The organism is Methylomicrobium agile (genome assembly GCF_000733855.1).
Taxonomy (GTDB): domain Bacteria; phylum Pseudomonadota; class Gammaproteobacteria; order Methylococcales; family Methylomonadaceae; genus Methylomicrobium; species Methylomicrobium agile.
Genome location: NZ_JPOJ01000001.1, coordinates 893,015 through 910,812, shown reverse-complemented (window position 1 = coordinate 910,812; position 17,798 = coordinate 893,015). Strand labels below are relative to the sequence as shown.

The 17,798-nt window shown below is 56.4% G+C and carries 14 protein-coding genes; 9 read left to right on the top strand and 5 right to left on the bottom strand.

Annotated elements, in window-relative coordinates; translation table 11 throughout:
* Positions 1-269: 269 nt before the first annotated feature.
* From CC94_RS0104395 to CC94_RS0104370, 5 genes are all read left to right on the top strand, one after another.
* Entirely contained in the window at positions 270-2,408 is a 2,139-nt protein-coding gene (locus CC94_RS0104395) for an HDOD domain-containing protein (RefSeq protein WP_005374279.1), read from the top strand.
* A gap of 17 nt (positions 2,409-2,425) precedes the next feature.
* Positions 2,426-4,993 carry an EAL domain-containing protein gene (locus CC94_RS21230; RefSeq protein ID WP_005374277.1) on the top strand — a complete coding sequence of 856 codons (2,568 nt, stop codon included), beginning with the start codon at positions 2,426-2,428 and terminating at the stop codon, positions 4,991-4,993.
* A gap of 176 nt (positions 4,994-5,169) precedes the next feature.
* Positions 5,170-6,831, top strand: coding sequence for a glutamine--tRNA ligase/YqeY domain fusion protein (locus tag CC94_RS0104385; protein ID WP_005374272.1), 1,662 nt, complete (start codon positions 5,170-5,172; stop codon positions 6,829-6,831).
* Positions 6,832-7,000: 169 nt separating this feature from the next.
* Positions 7,001-7,198: a hypothetical protein gene (locus tag CC94_RS23570; protein WP_157203370.1), complete on the top strand. Its 198-nt coding sequence runs from the start codon at positions 7,001-7,003 to the stop codon at positions 7,196-7,198.
* A 156-nt stretch (positions 7,199-7,354) separates the two neighbouring features.
* Entirely contained in the window at positions 7,355-8,134 is a 780-nt protein-coding gene (locus CC94_RS0104370) for a hypothetical protein (RefSeq protein ID WP_084675292.1), read from the top strand.
* 187 nt (positions 8,135-8,321) lie between these two features.
* On the opposite strand, the gene hpnR is transcribed toward CC94_RS0104370, so the two are convergent.
* The 5 genes from hpnR to CC94_RS0104345 all read right to left on the bottom strand — a co-directional run bounded on the left by hpnR (position 8,322) and on the right by CC94_RS0104345 (position 12,842).
* Positions 8,322-9,866, bottom strand: a complete 1,545-nt coding sequence (hpnR, locus tag CC94_RS0104365; protein ID WP_005374269.1) for a hopanoid C-3 methylase HpnR — start codon at positions 9,864-9,866, stop codon at positions 8,322-8,324.
* Between the two features lie 81 nt (positions 9,867-9,947).
* Positions 9,948-10,985, bottom strand: a complete 1,038-nt coding sequence (locus tag CC94_RS0104360) for a multicopper oxidase domain-containing protein (RefSeq protein ID WP_036304265.1) — start codon at positions 10,983-10,985, stop codon at positions 9,948-9,950.
* Between the two features lie 391 nt (positions 10,986-11,376).
* Entirely contained in the window at positions 11,377-11,622 is a 246-nt protein-coding gene (locus CC94_RS0104355; RefSeq protein WP_005374265.1) for a hypothetical protein, read from the bottom strand.
* Between the two features lie 126 nt (positions 11,623-11,748).
* Positions 11,749-12,015 (bottom strand): hypothetical protein, encoded by a 267-nt coding sequence (locus CC94_RS0104350; protein ID WP_031429919.1) that lies wholly within the window; start codon positions 12,013-12,015, stop codon positions 11,749-11,751.
* A 98-nt stretch (positions 12,016-12,113) separates the two neighbouring features.
* Positions 12,114-12,842 (bottom strand): metallophosphoesterase, encoded by a 729-nt coding sequence (locus CC94_RS0104345; protein WP_005374263.1) that lies wholly within the window; start codon positions 12,840-12,842, stop codon positions 12,114-12,116.
* 87 nt (positions 12,843-12,929) lie between these two features.
* Between CC94_RS0104345 and ispG the strand changes: the two genes are divergently transcribed.
* From ispG to CC94_RS0104325, 4 genes are all read left to right on the top strand, one after another.
* A complete protein-coding gene (gene ispG / locus CC94_RS0104340) occupies positions 12,930-14,159 on the top strand; it encodes a flavodoxin-dependent (E)-4-hydroxy-3-methylbut-2-enyl-diphosphate synthase (RefSeq protein ID WP_005374261.1) in 1,230 nt (409 codons plus the stop codon).
* Positions 14,160-14,273: 114 nt separating this feature from the next.
* Positions 14,274-15,536 (top strand): YcjF family protein, encoded by a 1,263-nt coding sequence (locus CC94_RS0104335; RefSeq protein ID WP_031429917.1) that lies wholly within the window; start codon positions 14,274-14,276, stop codon positions 15,534-15,536.
* The gene (locus CC94_RS0104330; RefSeq protein WP_005374246.1) at positions 15,533-16,993 is read left to right on the top strand and encodes a GTPase family protein; all 1,461 of its coding nucleotides are present in this window, start codon (positions 15,533-15,535) and stop codon (positions 16,991-16,993) included. Before CC94_RS0104335 ends, CC94_RS0104330 begins: the two co-directional genes overlap by 4 nt.
* 43 nt (positions 16,994-17,036) lie before the next feature.
* A complete protein-coding gene (locus CC94_RS0104325; protein WP_005374245.1) occupies positions 17,037-17,747 on the top strand; it encodes a retropepsin-like aspartic protease family protein in 711 nt (236 codons plus the stop codon).
* The last annotated feature ends 51 nt before the right edge of the window (positions 17,748-17,798 follow it).

Below are 17,798 nucleotides of genomic sequence, written 5' to 3'. Positions count from 1 at the left end.
AATCCGGGGGGAAATTATTTTCAGGGAATTAATAAGGGCGTCATCATCGAGAGATACTTTTGCGCGCTTATTTCCGAAACGGAATTGTAATTTGATTCGGGACCAGAAAAAAATGTCCTTTTTTCTGGCCCTGTTGCCTTCGATTACGAAATTTTGAGTTCCGCATTATTGAAATGAGAATTCCTTCCTTGCGCATACCCCTATGGCTTCACGGCAAGATGGGGTAGGTCGAATATCGATACTGGATTAACTCGGGTGGCGTAAAAAATATGGACAATGCCGTACTGTCAATTTTATCCAAGGTTGACCTCAATAATTTGCCGGTCGTTCCTAAAGTATTGCTTGACCTGATCAAGGCTACCCAAAACAGTAAGGTAAATATTGGCGAACTGGCGGGCATTATAGGCCAGGATGCCAGCCTGAGTTCAAAGGTGCTTGCCGCCGCCAATTCCTCCTTTTACCGCCGTTGGGGGGAAATTACGGATTTGAATAGAGTCGTTGTCGTGTTAGGCATCTCTACGGTAAAAACGATTGCGATTACGTGCTCGGTTCAGCAGTATTTTTCCGAAATCTCACATATAAATCAAGACTTTCTTGAGCTTATCTGGTATCGTTCCTTAACCTGCGCGCATGTGGGGCACAGATTGGCGCAATTGACTTCTTACCCTTTCCCGGACGAATCTTATTTAACGGGGCTGCTGCACAGAATTGGCCAGTTGATTCTCCTGGAATGCTTTTCGAAGGACTATTCGAATTTTCTGAAGCAGCATTTGGACGGTCAGGAAGGCGAACTGGAAAAACAATTGTTCGGCGCCAGCCACAATGAAGTGGGAGGGGCTTTGATTGAAAGCTGGAATCTTCAGTCTTTTATATCCGATGCGGTATGGCATCAATATCAGCCGTTCGAAGCCATTGCCGATAGCGGCCAATTGGTGAAAATCGTCAATCTTGCCGGGCGTATCGCCAGCATGGACTCCGCCAATAGGCTCGAAGTCCTGGATTTGGCCGAAAAGCTTTTCGGAATCCATCGACCGCTGATCGACGACATGGTCGAAGAGGTCGGCGGCTTGGTCCGGCAGTCGGCAGACGATATCGGGATAAAGGTGGACGCTCCCGAAGGCAAGGGGATAGAATGCCGGACTTCCGTACATCAAAGGGAATCCGCCCGAAAAAGTCTGGGCGAGCGGATCAAATCGCTGATGCTGTCATCCTTTGTCCGGCAGCAGTTGGAGGCAAACTCCGAACTGACCCAGCTTGTCGGCATCGTGCACAAGGATTTGTGCGCATTGTTCGGTTTTCGGGTTGCCGCTTTTTTTCTGTTCCGTGCCGAAACGAACGATTTGATCGGCGTAACCGGCTTTCCGGAAGAGGATTTTCTATGGCCATCGGTCACGATCAACCTTTCTCCGGATCACAGCCTGCTGGCCAAATGCCTGCTGCAAAGACGCATCCTGCATTCGTTCGATGCGTGTTCCCGGAATCTTAAATCCCTCGTCGATCGCCAGATATGCCGGTTGCTGGGGGCCGACGGCCTGATGCTGATTCCGCTGTTTGCTGGAGAGCGGCATGTCGGTGTCATTGCGGCAGGGATCGGCAAATCCGCTACGCAGGCGCTCGCATCAAAAGCCGATTTCATTACGCTCTTTTCGAGGGAGGCGGCGTACGCGCTGCTGAATGTCGTCGCGAACGAAAGGGTCGACCGGCAAAAAGCCGAAGAAATCCGGAAAAATTACCAACTGCATGCCAGAAAGCTGGTGCATGAAGTCAGCAACCCGCTCAGCATCATTCAAAATTATCTGTATTTGCTCTCGGAACGGTTAAGCGGCGAAAACGCGCATGAAATCAGGATCATCCAGGACGAGATAGACAGAGTCGGTAAATTGCTTCTGCATTTACCCCAAAGTCTCGAAAACGCCCCGGAGGACGATCCCGGTATGACCGATATCAACTTGCTGGTGACGGATTTGGAAGGTCTTTTTCAAGCCGGCATGTTTTCAGTCCGTGAAATAAAGGTTGAAGTTAAATTGGATCACGCCATTCCTCCGTTATCGATCAACAAAAACAAACTGAAACAAATATTGATCAATTTATTGAAAAACGCGACAGAAGCCTCTTCTTCGGACGGTAAAATAACGGTATCCACCAAAGACAGCATTTATTTCGGGTCCGGGGAGTTTGTCGAGATCAAGATCGAGGATAAAGGTCCGGGTTTGCCCGAAGATATTTTGCAATGTTTATACTCGCCGGTGACGAGCACAAAAGGAAAAGACCATTCCGGTCTCGGCCTGACAATCTGCAAAAGTCTGGTCGATGAATTGAAAGGAATGATACGCTGCGACGCTTCGGCAGCGACGGGCACGGCTTTTTACGTTTATATTCCTCGAATCATTCTGAAACAAGCCCGATAATTGTAACGGTGAACGCCATGCTTTTTGATTCAACGCTAATATCTCATACGGCCGATTCGGAGAGCGCAAAGGGAGAATGGATCGAATTATTGATCGTTGATGACGAAAAGCTCGTTCGGGACAGTTTGCGCAAGATTTTCGAGTTTGAGGGCTGCAAAGTCATCGTGGCGCAAAGCGGCCGGGAGGCCATCGACATATTGGGCAAATACCGGGTGGAGCTGATCTTGCTGGACCTGCACATGCCCGATTGCCACGGCTACGATGTGTTGAAGCATGTCGACGGTATGAAGTTGAGCGCCCAGGTGATCGTGATCAGCGGCGAAGCGGGCTTTATGGAAGCGAGACGAACCCTGCTCTACAGTTTCGTTCACGACTTCATTAAAAAACCCTATGAAGTCAAGGCTTTGAAAAATACCGTCGCGAAAGCGCAAAAAATCATCCGTCTGCAAAATCAAAATCAGCAGATTCTGAAGCGGTTGCACCATTCGGAGCAAATGCACCGGTTCTTTGTAGAAAATTCTCCGGACATCATTTTTCTGATGAACGAGGCCGGAAGTTTTTCTTATCTGAATAAAGCCGTGGAAACGATTCTGGGATGGCCTCTGGCCGAAATGACGGGACAGCATTATTCGAAGTTCGTCTGCAAGGAAGACTCGAAAAAAGCTGACGCCCTTTTCAAGGGCGTCGGCCTCGACCGAAGCCCGATGACGGTCCAGTTACGCTTGCGGTGCCGGAATGCATCCGAATTCAGGCATGTAGAAATTACCGCGATGGGCATCGATCCCTATTCGATCGACTTATTCCACACGTCCGGGAGCCACGTCCGAGAACTGCCGAGAATTTTCGGCGTAATCAGAAATATTCATGAAAGGAAACTGGTCGAGAACGATCTTTGCAAGCTGTACCATGCGATGGACAACAGTCCGAATTTTATCTTCATTACCGACCGGAACGGCGTTATCGAATACACGAACCGCAAAATTACCGAAACGACAGGCTATTCCACTTCGGAAGTGGTCGGCAAGACGTCGAAAATATTCAGTTCGGGATTGTCGGCAGACAGTCAAAAAGCCTTATGGGATACCGTTTCTGCCGGGCAAGTCTGGCGCGGCGTATTGCGAAACCAGAAAAAATCCGGAGAGCTTTACTGGGCGCGGGAATCCATTGCGCCGGTCATCAATTCGGAAGACGAAATTACGCACTTTGTCGCGATTCAGGAAGACGTCACCGAAGCGCTGCAATTGACCGAGAAACTGGCCCATCAGGCGAGCCACGATGCCCTGACGCAATTGATCAACCGGCAGGAATTCGATCGCCGGCTCGAACGCGTGATGGCATTGACGCGCAATTCCAATGCCGAATATGCGCTGTGCTATATCGATCTCGATCAATTCAAGATTGTGAACGATACCTGCAGCCACGCCGCCGGAGACGAACTGCTCCGGCAGATCAGCGGCCTGTTCTCGCAGGTGATCCGCCGCAACGATACATTGGCCCGGCTGGGCGGCGACGAATTCGCGATACTGATGGAAAGTTGCCCGCTGGAATCGGCGGTTGCGGTGACCGACAACATTCATCGAGCGGTCGAGCAATTCCAGTTCTTCTGGCAGGACAAAAGTTTCCGGATCGGCGTCAGCATCGGGCTGGTGATGGTCGATATTCGCAACGGCGGCTCCGATATTCACATGAAACAGGCGGACATGGCCTGTTTCGCGGCGAAGGAGGCCGGCAGAAACCGTACGCATATTTATCGGGCGGACGACAAGGCGTTGGTGCAGCATCACGGCGAAATGAACTGGGCGGTTCGGATCAATAATGCGCTCGAACAGGATCTTTTTTGCCTTTATGCGCAGGATATCGTGCCGCTCGGGATGGGAGAGGGCGAACATTGCGAAATTCTGCTGCGGATGAAAGATAGAAACTGCAACTTGGTTTCGGCCAACGCGTTTTTACCGGCCGCGGAGCGTTACCAATTAGCCACCAAGATCGACCGGTGGGTGATCCGCAACGTATTCGACTATTTTACGGAAAACCACAAACGGCTGGAAGATTTGTCGCTGTGCTCGATCAACCTTTCGGGATCGAGCCTGAGCGATCCTCATCTGCTCGGATTTATCGAAAGCGAGTTCGTCAGAACCGCGATGCCGCCGGCCAAGGTCTGCTTTGAAATTACCGAAACCGCGGCAATCGCGAATCTGACGCTGGCGACCGACTTCATGCGACGCCTGAAGGAATACGGCTGTAAGTTTTCGCTCGACGATTTCGGCAGCGGCCTGTCATCGTTTGCTTATCTCAAGCACCTGCCGGTCGATTTTTTGAAGATCGACGGTTTTTTCGTGAAAGATATCGAACACGACTCGGTCGATCTGGCGATGGTGAAATCGATCAACGATATCGGCCATATGCTCGGCAAGAAAACGATCGCCGAATTTGTCGAAAACCAGGTGATTCTGCAAACCCTGAACGGTCTGCAGGTCGATTATGCGCAAGGTTATTTCACCGGCAAGCCCAAGCCGCTTTACGAAAATGACACCTTGTGCCAAGTTCCGCCGGAGTTAATGCTTTCGGATGTTCCGGCTTTGTAGACAACCATGTCATTTCTGGCAACAGCCTGTGTCCGCTCCCTGCACTTCAATGATTTGGGGTTTTCTCGCTTTACTGCATTTCTCAAATCAAGTAGCATAAATGATTCATTGCATTCTTTTTATCGGCGCTTTCTTACACGGCGCAACCGAAGCTAAAATCCTAAATCCAATCGTTCATGTCCATTAATGAAAATCCGTCGCCGGCGAACTTTATTCGCCATATCATCAACCACGATTTAAAGACCAACAAGCACAACGGCAAAGTCGCCACCCGCTTTCCGCCCGAGCCGAACGGTTATCTGCATATCGGCCACGCCAAATCGATCTGCCTCAATTTCGGGCTGGCGCTCGAATATCACGGCACCTGCAATCTCCGTTTCGACGATACCAATCCCGAAAAGGAAAGCGAGGAATATGTCGAATCGATCAAGCGCGACGTGCGCTGGCTGGGCTTCGAGTGGTCCGAGTTGCGCCATGCGTCCGATTATTTCGGGCAGCTTTACGATTATGCGGTGCAGCTGATCAAGGACGGCAATGCCTATGTCGACAGTTCGACGCCCGAACAAATCCGGACCAACCGCGGCACCTTGACCGAGCCGGGCAAAAACAGCCCGGACCGAGACCGTTCGATCGAGGAAAATCTGGCCCTGTTCCAGGGCATGCGCGACGGCCTGTATGCGGACGGGCAATATGTGCTGCGCGCGAAGATCGACATGGCCTCGCCGAACATCAACATGCGCGACCCGACGATTTACCGGATTCGCCGCGTGCATCACCAGCGCACCGGCCACGACTGGTGCCTGTATCCGATGTACGATTACACGCACTGCATTTCGGACGCGATCGAAGGGATTACGCATTCCTTGTGTACGCTCGAATTCGAAGACCATCGTCCCTTGTACGACTGGGTGCTTGAGCAGTTGAATACGCCGTGGCGGCCGCAGCAAATCGAGTTCGCCCGTTTGCAGCTCGAATATACGATCGTCAGCAAACGCAAGCTGAATCAGCTGGTCACCGAAAAGCATGTCTCGGGTTGGGACGATCCGCGCATGCCGACAATCGCGGGGCTGCGCCGGGCCGGGGTCACGCCGGCCGCAATCCGCGATTTTTGCGAGCGGATCGGCCTGACCAAAAAAGATTCCTGGATCGAGATGAGCGTGCTCGAACACTGCATCCGCGAGGATCTGAACCAAAACTCGCTGCGGGTGATGGCGGTGGCCGAACCGCTTCGCGTCGTGATCGCCAATTATCCGGAAGGACAGGTTGAAAATCTGACGCTGAGCAATCATCCGCAGCGGCCGGAGCTCGGCTCGCGAACCGTCCCGTTTGCGAGAACGGTGCTGATCGAACGCGACGATTTTTCCGAGAATCCGCCGCCGAAATACAAGCGCTTGGTGTCGGGCGGCGAGGTGCGCCTGCGCGGCTCCTACGTGATCCGCTGCGACGAGGTGGTCAAGGACGCGGAGGGCAACCTCGTCGAACTGCGCTGCAGCTACGACCCCGATACGCTCGGCAAGAACCCGGAAGGCCGCAAGGTTAAGGGCGTGATCCACTGGGTCTCCGAAGCCCATTCGCTGCCGGCCGAAATACGCCTGTACGACCGCCTGTTCACCGTGCCGCAGCCGGACAACGAAGAAAACTTCCTGAATGTGCTGAATCCGGATTCGTTGCAAGTCGTGACCGGCTGCCGGGTCGAGGCGAGCCTGGCATCGGCGGTGCCCGAAAGCCGCTTCCAGTTCGAGCGGATCGGCTATTTCTGCATGGACAAGGACAGCAAGGACGGCAACCTGGTGTTCAACCGGACCGTCACCTTGCGGGAAGGCTGGGTAAAGGATTGAGCAAGGAGCTCGTCAAAAATAGCTTCCCCCTTTGAAAAAAGGGGATCGAGGGGGATTTATTTCAAAAAATCTCCCCCGACTCCTCGGTAATCGCTCCTGCATTGCCCTCGATCGCCCGTTCCCGCCGCGATCTACCTCGCCCTTCCTTGGGCTCGTACCTCCTGCATCCGTGCAGTCGTACCCCTCCACGCTCCTGGTCAATTTCGGCTGCCATCCGAAGGCTATCATTCGCTACGGCAACGAGATGCTGGATGGGGCGCCGCATTTTCGGAGGGTCTGGATGCGCAAAGGCGGGAACTGGCGGCTATCCGTTGAGCGCGTAAAAAGCGGCGCGGACGAATCGGAAACCGGTGCCGATCGCTGGTGAGCGGCACGAACCTTCCGGCCGGAAGCGAGTCAGAGTATGAACTGTTTTCGAAGCCCGTCCGGTGCGGGCGGGGCTGCCGCATCGGCTTGTCCGGAAACAGAGTCACCCTTTGAAATTTAACGATTAAATTTAACGCTTACCGGCGAGTTCTTCCCCATGATGATTGGCCCGCGCTTGCTTTATTTGATCGGCATGCTGTTTTCTACGGCGCTCCCTGCCCATGCCGTCGCTCAGTCCTCCCATATCCATGTGATCGTGTCCCTGGTCGACAATGTCTTGCAGGGGATCGTACCGGTGCCCGCGAAAATCGGCAACGGCAACGACACCCGCCACAATCTCTATTGGGGCGCGGCATACGGCGTGAAGACCTTTTTGAGCAGGGCGCCGGGCTGGCGGCAATTGGGATGTGAAAACGCGGTCAGCGATACGATTCTGGAGCGCTGCCGGTTCGCTTGGGAAGACAGGCTGACCGTGACCGCCGACGCTTACCGGGGCAGCCGGATCGACCGGGCGATGCTGGACTTCATGCGGGAGGCCGCGACGCCGCCGAGTTCCGCGCAGAGGGAAATGATCGTATTCATCGGCCATGACGGCCTGATGGACGAAGCAAGCCGGCCCGTCGCCGAACATTTTCCGAAACATTCGAAGCACGACAAACAGGCCGTGGTGCTGGCCTGCCTGAGCGACGAGTATTTTTCGGCGCATGTGCAGGCCGCAGGTTCGCAGCCTGTCGTCACCACATTCAGCTTCATGGCGCCGGAAGCCTATGTGCTCGAAGCGGTCGCGCGCGGTTTTGCGGGCCGGGCGAGCGAAGCGGAACTGCGCAGCGCCGCCGCGCGCGCTTACGCCAAATACCAGCATATTTCGGCCAGGGCCGGAAACTCGGTTTTCGGAGCGAAGACCTCATCCCGCGCCATTAAGCTGAGCCTGCGCTAGGAAACTTGTAGAGTCATGCTGGTGTTGTAGGGTACGCCGTGCGTACCACGAGGGAAACGGTACGCACGGCGTACCCTACAACTGCTACTCCGTTGTCGACACTAGGACGCACGCAACGCGGGGGAACGATCGGGCAGCCTTTTGGGAAGGATTTTTTGCTGCCATCTTAAGCCGTAACCCAACGGAGTTATAGGACCGAACCGCTGCGTCCGGCATCGACGAAGCGTTCGCTCGCATCGTCGAGCTGCCGGCTGCGGCGCCCCAGCGGCTGGTGAATGTAAATCGATTTGGCGTCGACGCGCTGCCGGGACGGCGGGGGCGGCGCCATCCGATATTGGACCGGCAGGCGGTGATCGGCCAGCTGCAGCTGGGGATTGAAGACGCTGTCGAACTTGAACATGCTGCGCACGAAATTGGTCTGTCCGCGCACCAGCTGGCCGGCGACGGTCGACAAGGCATCGCGCACCGCGGTCCAGCCCATGTGTTTGGTGAACAGCACTTTCTGCGTTTTCACCAGTTCCGCGTAAAATTCTTCCAGCGGCATTTGGGTCGGCAATACCGCATGCTGAATGTCGAACAAGCGGTAGTCGCGGGTATTCAGCCGGCGCGATTCGGTCAGCCAGCTTTCGGTGCCGGGGTAGGGCGTATTGATGCTGATGTTGACGATTTCGGGAATTTCCATGCACCATTCGCGGATCGTTTGAAAGCGGCGGTGATCCCAGTCCGGATCGGCGATGATGTTGATCGCGACCATGATGTCCAGCGAGCGGGCGAATTCGAGCGCTTCGAAATTCTTGCTTAGCGAGATGCGCTTCCGGTATTTTTCCAGCCCCTCTTCGTCGATCGCCTCGACGCCGAGAAACATGTATTTCATCCCCAACTGCTTCCAGAACCTGAACACGTCCTTGTTGCGGAGCAGCACGTCGCCGCGGGTTTCCAGGTAATACTCTTTCTTGATGCCTTTGCGCGCGATCGCTTCGCCGATTTCCAGGCCGAGTTTTTCCTGAATGAACGCCACGTCGTCGACGATGAACACGCCGGGCTCCCGGACTTTCTGCAGTTCTTCGACGACCTTGTCCGGATGCATCACCCGGTAGCTGCGGCCGTAAAAGGTCCAGGCGCTGCAGAAAGAACAATCCCAGGGGCAGCCGCGGGAAAACTCGATCGAGGCGCAGGGGTCGAGCATGCCGAGAAAATATTTCCGGCGTTGGCGAAGCAGGTCGCGCGCCGGGCTCAGGTCGTTCAGGCCGGGGACGAAGGAAGGCTGCGGACCCGTCCCGTCGAGCGTCGTGACGCCCGGCACCGTATGGAGGTTTTGCCGGTCTTCCGCGAGCGCCTGCAATAACAAAGGTACGCCGGACTCGCCTTCGCCCCGGAGCACCGCATCGATTTTACCTTCGCCGTGTTCCAGGAGTTCGTCGGCGGTAAACGAAGCGCTGTGGCCGCCGATAAAAACGAAGCTTTCCGGCAAGCGGTCTTTCGCGGCTTTCGCCAGATCGATCACTTCCGGGACGTTCGCCAAATAATTCAGCGAGAACGCGACAACGTCGGGTCGCCAGGTGTCCAATACCCGCACAAAATCGCGATGCGTCTCGACCTGCAGATCGATCAGATAAACCTCGTGGCCCAGGCGCCTGACCGTATCGGCGACCAGTTCCAGCCCCAACGGTTCGAGGCGCAAAAATACCCGCGTGTACATCAGGGGACTGGGATGAACGGCAAGGAACTTCATGGTTTATCTCCTCACTTTGATCGTTACGGTGCATAAAGTATACTCGAATCTTCGTTGCGCATTCCTTGTACAGGCCTGCGATCATTCCCGGTTTCGTTCCTTGATCAGATAGGTCGTCAACATCCCCGCCGCAATGTGATCGTCCACGTGGCAGTGATACAGCCATTCGCCCGGATTATCGGCTTCCATGTCGGCGGTCACCATGCCGCCGGGAAGCAATTGCACGAGGTCGGTGCGCTGTTCGGCACCGCCTCGCCCGGTTTTGAGCGTTTTGCCGTGCCAGTGCGGCGTATGAAGATCGACCTCATTGCCCATCCCCAGCACATGCCAGCGTACCTTTTGCCCATTCTCCATCACCAGTCCTTTGAGGTTTCCGAAGATATAGCCGTTGATGCTGTGCATCAGTCCCGGTTCCTCGCCGCCGAGCTTGTCGAATACGAAGAAAGCGGTCACGAATTCACGATCCACGTCTATCGGGCTGCCGTCGCGGCGGGCCATTCCCTTGCGGGTGACGATGATCGGGCCCAACAGCCCTTTATTCGTCTCGGCGGATTCATGGATGTGCGAGTGATACCACCATACCTTGGAACTTGGTTCACCCTCCGCCGGGCCGCTGTCCTGGTCGGCAACCCAATTGTAATCGAAACATTGGCCGGGCATGACCTCCGACCCGGCGCCGGGCAAACTTCCGGAGTTGGCTCCGAAAAAATGCGCCCCTTCATTCTCCTTGGTATAGCGAAGACCATGAGGATGCATGCCGTAGATGCCCTCCGCCTTATTGCAGAAATGGACTATGACGGTGTCGCCGACTTCGGCCCGAATGACCGGGCCCAGGATGCCCAGCCATTCGGGCTGAGGCATCGGGGTTGCGAAGGTGCCGTCGGTGTACCGGATGTAGCGCGTTGCCGGAAATCGATGACTGTCGGCCCAAGGTTCAGGGATCGCGCAAGGCGCGGCCTCGTGGCAATGCACCAGATTCTGGCCGGAAGGCGCGAAATCCCAGACACTGTCCTCGGCGGCAATATAATAATGCCGTATTTGAGACTTTACGGGCAAGTCTCCCATACTGGCCACGGCGAGAGAAAGCAGTGGAATTTTCCATATTTTATTGATTTTCATTTTTTTCCTCCATTGAAAGTCGAGCTCCAGCATGAAATTTTTTTGCCGGCGCGGGCACCGCGATAAAGCGCAATTCATGGCGTAGCAGGGAACAGCGGAGTGTCGCTGCCTGTTTTGCCTTTGGGTATCCGGTGACTTGCGTGGCGCTAGAGCATTTTCGTTTTGGGTGTACGGTCATAAGCAATGCCACAAAGTGAGGGGAAACGCGTCATTCCGGCAGGGATTGCCGGACGACTGCATGGATGCAGGAGATAGAGCAACGCAGGGAGCGGTTGCCGAATCCAGAAGCCAGGGATGGCAAGCTTTAATGCATCCCTGCAGTCTGGATCTCGGCAATCCCTGCCGAGATGACGGTTTGACTTAATCTCCCTATAGGCGATATGAAAATGCTCTAGCCGCAGGCGGTGTAATAAAACAGCCGGTCGCCGGGAGCGATGCCGTCATTCCGCAGCGCTTGGGCGGCCTCGATCTTTGAGAAATCCCAGAACAAATCCCGAAAGGCTTCGGGGTGGTCGATGGACCCTCGGTAAAGCGAAGAATAATCGTCCGCTTCGGCGCGATATCCGTTCCGCACCGCTTCGATGAAACGGGCGATATTCGCGTTCTTCCGCCTTTCCGCCGAAGGCTGCCGAAGCACGGGATTCAGGTCATTCTCCGAGGGCCGATTCCATAATTCTCAGAGTGAGGCTGGAGCAGGGAAGTTCAGGTTGGGAAAGCCGCTGTCGGGAGGGCTTTTGAGCGCCGGCGGCGCGGCGGGCATTTTTTACGGGGCATTCAGGAGGGTGTGCAGGGCGGAAAGGCGCTCGAGTACGGCCGCCCGGATTCGGCCGGCGGCTTCGGCCGGGGCGGCGGTAAAGGGCGGGCGGACATAGGGTGGAAAATCGGCGATCTGCGCGCCCATCGCGGCCTTGACCAGGGGGATTTCCGCCAGCGCGCTTGCCGAACGGAATGCGTTCCAGGCATCGAGTGCGGCCTGCAGGGCCCGTGATTTATCGCTCCGGCTGATCCAGGCCGCCTGAATCGCGAGCAAATAGTCGGGCAGCGGATTCGCTGCCCCGGTGACCGAACCGTGCAGGCCGTTTTGCAGGGCCGCCAGACATCCCGTTTGCTCCGGGGCTTGAAGCCGGTCTAGATATCCACCGTCTTGTTCAAATCGAACCCATCCGCCGCTTTGTAACCCGTATAACCGCGCGGATTGCAAAGGATTCGGGTTCCCGCAATTCGATAATCGACCTGGCTATGGGTATGGCCGTGAAACCAGGCGGCGATCTCGTATTGGTGCATCAGCGCTTTCAGGTCGTTGCAATAGGCCAACTTTTTGACCGCGTTCGGCGCTTCGTTCCAGCTCCATTCCGACGGCGCGTGATGCGTGACCACGACCGTCTTGCCCGCGAACGGCTGCGCCAGTTCGTTTTCGAGCCATGCTCTCGATTGTTGATGGAGCCGGGTAAACGTTTCCGCATCCAGCCTTTTTCCGCCGAAGCGGATTTTCTTGAAATCGTTCAGCGATTCCCTGAGGCTTTCGGTTTTTTCCTCGCCTTCGGCATATAAATCGGCCCATAGCGTGCATCCCAAAAAACGTACCTGCCGGAAAATAAAGCTTCGGTTTTCGAGAAATTGCACATTCGATCCCTGGCATTGCTCGCGAATCAGCAACAGCGCCTCGCGATATTCATGCGTATAAAATTCATGGTTGCCCGCCACATAAATGACCGGTTTGCCCAAATTCTTCAGCCAAGCCACGCCCTGCTCGCAAATGCCGATATCGCCGGCGGCGATGATCAGGTCGGCGTCGTTGTCCGGGCCTGCCAGCTCGCCGAATTCCAGATGGATGTCAGAAAAATAATTGATCCTCACGATTTCACTCTGCCCTTGACACGCTCTAGGCGTATAATATAGATCACTATTTTGAATTAGCCATCCCTTATAACGAAAGTTTAATTTATGTCCATCAGTCTCAGAAAAATCACCCATCAGGTGTCGGTCGGCAATGTCAAAGTGGGCGGCGGCGCGCCGATCGTCGTGCAGTCGATGACCAATACCGATACGGCCGACGTGACCGCGACAGTCAACCAAATCATCGAGCTGGCGCAGGCGGGTTCCGAAATGGTCAGGGTGACCGTCAACACCGAAGAAGCGGCGAAGGCGGTTCCGGAGATTCGCGACCGGCTGGACAGAAAAGGGCATACGGTGCCGATCGTCGGGGATTTCCATTTCAACGGCCATCGCCTGCTCGAAAAATATCCGGATTGTGCGGCCGCGCTCGACAAATACCGGATCAATCCAGGCAACGTGGGGCGGGGCAAGGCCCGCGATCCGCAGTTTCAGCAGATGATCGAATTTGCCTGCCAGTACAACAAACCGGTCCGTATCGGTGTGAACGGCGGCAGCCTGGACCCGGCGGTGCTGGCCCGCCTGCTCGACGAGAACCGGGCATTGCCCAATCCCGAGCCGCTGGCCGCGGTCACCCGCAAGGCGATCGTGATGTCCGCGCTCGAAAGCGCCGCGAAGGCCGAGGAAATCGGCCTGGGCAAGGACAAGATCATCCTGTCGTGCAAGATCAGCAACGTACAGGACCTGATCAGCATTTACCAGGATCTGTCGAGCCGCTGCGATTACGCCTTGCACCTGGGCCTGACCGAAGCGGGCATGGGCTCGAAAGGGATCGTCTCGTCATCGGCCGCGCTGTCGGTGCTGATGCAGCAGGGCATCGGCGATACGATCCGGATTTCCTTGACGCCGGAACCCGGTTCGTCGAGAACGCAGGAAGTGATCGTCGCGCAGGAGATCCTGCAGACGATGGGTTTCCGCTCGTTCACCCCGATGGTGATTTCCTGTCCGGGGTGCGGCCGCACCACCAGCGATTATTTCCAGAAGCTGGCGCAGCAGATTCAGACTTACCTGCGCGACCAGATGCCGGTCTGGCGCACCCAATATCCGGGCGTCGAGGAAATGGAAGTCGCGGTGATGGGCTGCGTGGTGAACGGCCCCGGCGAGAGCAAAAACGCGAACATCGGCATCAGCCTGCCCGGCACCGGCGAGTCTCCGGTCGCGCCGGTCTATGAAGACGGCGAGAAAACGGTCACGCTGAAAGGCGACCGGATTGCCGAGGAGTTCCAGGCGATCGTCGAACGTTATATCGAATCGCACTACGGCGAAAAGGCCGAGGCTTAAAATGTGCTTCCGTCGTTTCCCTCTATGCGGGAAACGGCAATAAACTGCCGGAATCGCCCGATTTCGGCCGCTTTCTTCTCCGATGCCGCTCTGGCTCAGAGCGGCATATCTCGTATGTCCAAACTGTCAGACCTGTTTTCCAAATGGAAGTCCCGCAATAAACGGAATCCCGAATCGAACGAACCGTTTGCCGAGCGCCGGGATTACACGGCAAAAATCCTGAATCCCGGCGTTGACGCGGCGGTCGAGCAGGCGATCAAAGCGATCCATGCCAGCCTGCCGACGCCGGTATTCTGGCTGCTGGGCAAAACCCAGAGCGGCAAAAGCGCGATCGTCCGGACGCTGACCCATTCGACCGCCGCGGAGATCGGCAGCGGTTTCAAGCCCTGCACGAAGACCGCGATGTTCTTCGACTATCCGGACAGCGAATCGGCGCTGCTGCGTTTTCTGGATACGCGCGGCCTGTCCGAAGCCGGCTACGATCCCAGTGAAGACATGGCCTGGTGCGAGCGCCAAGCGCATCTGCTGATCGTGGTCGTGAAGGCGATGGATCATCAGCTGGAAACTTTGGTTTCCGCGCTCAGGAAGATTCGCAAGGCGCATCCGGACTGGCCGCTGATCGTCGCGCAAACATCCCTGCACGAAGGTTATCCGGGCCGGGCAGCGAATCATCCGCAGCCTTATCCTTTCGCAAGCGAAGCGGTCGGCCCCGCCGTGCCAGCCGGCCTGCGCATTTCGCTGCTCAAGCAGCGGCAGGTTTTGGCCGGCCTGAACGCCCGCTTCGTGCCGATCGATTTTACGTTCCCCGAGGACGGCTATGAACCGGCCGATTACGGAATCGACGCATTCTGGACCGCGATCGAGGCGGCGTTGCCGATTGGCCTCCGCGCCATGTTGGACATCGGCCGGATCAACGATGTGTATTCGAAAGCGGCGCATCCGCATATCGTCAGCTATGCGATTCTGACCGGCTGCGCGGCGGCGATTCCGCTGCCGGCGGCCGGCTTGAGCGCCGTCGTCATTCTGCAGGGCAAGATGTTCCACAGCATCGCCAGCATTTACGGCCTGCCCTTGACCCGGCAGAGCGTCAGCGAAATTATCGGTGCGATCGGCCTCGGCGTGTTGTCGGGCATGGGCGGACGCGAGCTGTTGAAACTGGTGCCCTATTACGGTCAGACGGTCGTTGCCGGCATGGCGGGGCTGTATACCGCGGCGGTCAGCTATGCGTTGGGTAAAACTTTGTGCTTTTACTTCAGTCACACGAAGCAAGGCGAAGCGCTGAGTCCCGAAGCGTTGAATGCGATGTTCAAACGGGAGTTCATGCGCGGAGGCGAATTGCTGCGTGATGCGGTCAAGCGCCGGCAGGCGCCCGAATGAAAATGATGAAAACGCCGATACTCTTGCTCATTCTGTTCCTGATGATGGTTTTGCCCTGGCTGGCGCTGGCGGTTCTCGGCGTGGTCTGGCTATGGCAACAGCATTATCTGCTGCAGGCGGCGCCGGTGCTGGTGTCGCTCTACGGCATCGCCTGGCTGCTGAGCCGGAAATTGCAGCAGGACGAGCCTATGCCGCCGGCGTTGCCCGGCGTCGATCCGGACGACCGCTGGTCGCCAGCCGCGAAAGAAATCTGGGACAAAATCGACGCTTTGGCCAAGGAATTGAATCCTGCCGACTATCCCTTGACCGATACGGCCCGGCTTGCCGGTCTGGCGAGGCGGGTCATCACCGAAACGGCGGCACATTTCCGTCCCGAAGCCGGGCATGCCGAGCTCGACGTGCCGCTACGCAATATTCTGTACATCGTCGAGCAGGTCTGCCGGGATATGCGGGAGCTTCTGGACGAAAAGGTGCCGTTCAGCCACCTGATCACGGTTCGCGAAGGATTACAGCTTTGGAAATGGCGGCAAAGATTTCGGCAGATCGACTTTCTGCGCCGCACGCTGGCGATGGGCGCTTCGCCTTTTACCGCGATCCCTGCCGAGTTGAGCCGTTTTTTTACCGGCAAGATTGCGGATTACCCGAAAGGCCTGCTGGAGCGCTGGCTGTTGCAGACGATCGTCAAAAAGATCGGCTATTATGCGATCGGGCTTTACAGCGGCCATCTGCTGCCGCCTTCGCCGACGGCGCCCGGCCCGGAACCGGAAGAAAGCGCCTTGCCTCAACGCCCCTTGCGGGTATTGGTTGCCGGCCAGGTCAATGCCGGCAAATCCAGCCTGATCAACACGTTGCTCGGCGAATTCAGGACTACCGTCGACGTGCTGCCGGTCGCCGACGAATTGCGGGTTTACAAACTCCGGCATCCGGACATTGACGAGGTATTGCTTTACGACAGTCCGGGCTACGGCGAAGAAAGTTTCCGGCTTCGCAAGAGCGGCTGGCAGCTCGGCGATTTCGATCTGGTGCTTGTGGTCTGTTCGGCCGTGCAGGCCGGACGCGAGGCCGACGGCCGTTTCTTGAGCGAATTGCGCAGCTGGTACGGCGCTCATCTGGAACGGCGGATGCCGCCGGTACTGGCCGTCGTCACGCATGTCGATCAATTGCGGCCTTTTCGGGAATGGCAGCCGCCGTATGACGTCGACAATCCGGACAACGTCAAGGCCCGAAGCATTCGGGAGGCGGTGGATTCGGTGGCGCAATCGCTGCAGGTGGAACCCGAGGATTGCCTGCCGGTTTCTCTGGCGGCCTCGACGGAGGCTTACAACATCGAAGCGGTGCTGGCCGGCATGGTGAAAAAACTGCCGGAGAGCCTGCGTACGCAATACCTGCGCACCTTGTCCGAAGGACAGCGTAAGGAAAAAATCATGCGGCTGCTGGGGCAGTTGGGCATACGGTAAGGGAAGGCGTCCGTCTTTTTTTCACATACATTCGATCATTTCCATGACCCGATCATTTTATCTCCATCCGATCAGAAAACTGGCTTGCGCGCTTTGCGTTGCCGTCGCGCTGAACGCCAAAGCGCAGGAAGCCGACTCTGGCCAAGACTTGTACGGCCAACTCGAATCGCTGCAAAATCAAATGCATATTCAGATCGTCGGCCTGGACAACATCGGCGACGAACCGAAGGCGCGGGCGCGCGGCAGCCTCGAACAGCGGCTCGAAAAGGCCCTGTCCTCCTACAATCACGCGATCACGAGGGATACCCAAGGAAAGATCGAAAAAGTCGTGATCATCAATAAAAAACAGAAAACCGACAGCGGCCGGATCGTGCTGCCGGCTCGCTTCGAAGGCGGGCACTTTATCGTTTCGCTTGCCGTTTCGGGCCGCGGCGACTATTGGGAGCCTCTCGAGATGATCGTCGATACCGGCGCGGACCTGATGGTGCTGCCGGCTTCGATGATCGCGAAGCTGGGCATGGATGAAACTGCGTTGGCGCCCAGAATCATGCAGACCGCTAACGGCAACGTGGACGCAAAGGTCGGCAAATTGCGGGGCGTCAGGATAGAAGGGGAGCATCTCGAAAACGTGGAAGCCGCTTTCGTGGACGACGAACTGCTGAACCATCAAAGTCTGTTGGGGATGAGCGCGCTCGGACGCTATAAATTGATGATCGACAACGAATCCCGGCTGGTGACGCTGATCAGGAAATAATCGTCCGTGCTCCGTTAAGTCATGAGGCCGGCTTCGGGTAGGAAGGCGGCA

Excerpts from the sequence above, each read along its gene's own strand:
- CC94_RS0104325 (WP_005374245.1), top strand. The coding sequence starts at position 17,037 with ATGACCCGATCATTTTATCTCCATCCGATCAGAAAACTGGCTTGCGCG.
- CC94_RS0104385 (WP_005374272.1), top strand. The coding sequence starts at position 5,170 with ATGTCCATTAATGAAAATCCGTCGCCGGCGAACTTTATTCGCCATATC.
- ispG (WP_005374261.1), top strand. The coding sequence starts at position 12,930 with ATGTCCATCAGTCTCAGAAAAATCACCCATCAGGTGTCGGTCGGCAAT.
- CC94_RS0104370 (WP_084675292.1), top strand. The coding sequence starts at position 7,355 with ATGATGATTGGCCCGCGCTTGCTTTATTTGATCGGCATGCTGTTTTCT.
- CC94_RS0104360 (WP_036304265.1), bottom strand. The coding sequence starts at position 10,985 with ATGAAAATCAATAAAATATGGAAAATTCCACTGCTTTCTCTCGCCGTG.
- CC94_RS21230 (WP_005374277.1), top strand. The coding sequence starts at position 2,426 with ATGCTTTTTGATTCAACGCTAATATCTCATACGGCCGATTCGGAGAGC.
- hpnR (WP_005374269.1), bottom strand. The coding sequence starts at position 9,866 with ATGAAGTTCCTTGCCGTTCATCCCAGTCCCCTGATGTACACGCGGGTA.
- CC94_RS0104395 (WP_005374279.1), top strand. The coding sequence starts at position 270 with ATGGACAATGCCGTACTGTCAATTTTATCCAAGGTTGACCTCAATAAT.
- CC94_RS0104330 (WP_005374246.1), top strand. The coding sequence starts at position 15,533 with ATGAAAATGATGAAAACGCCGATACTCTTGCTCATTCTGTTCCTGATG.
- CC94_RS0104335 (WP_031429917.1), top strand. The coding sequence starts at position 14,274 with ATGTCCAAACTGTCAGACCTGTTTTCCAAATGGAAGTCCCGCAATAAA.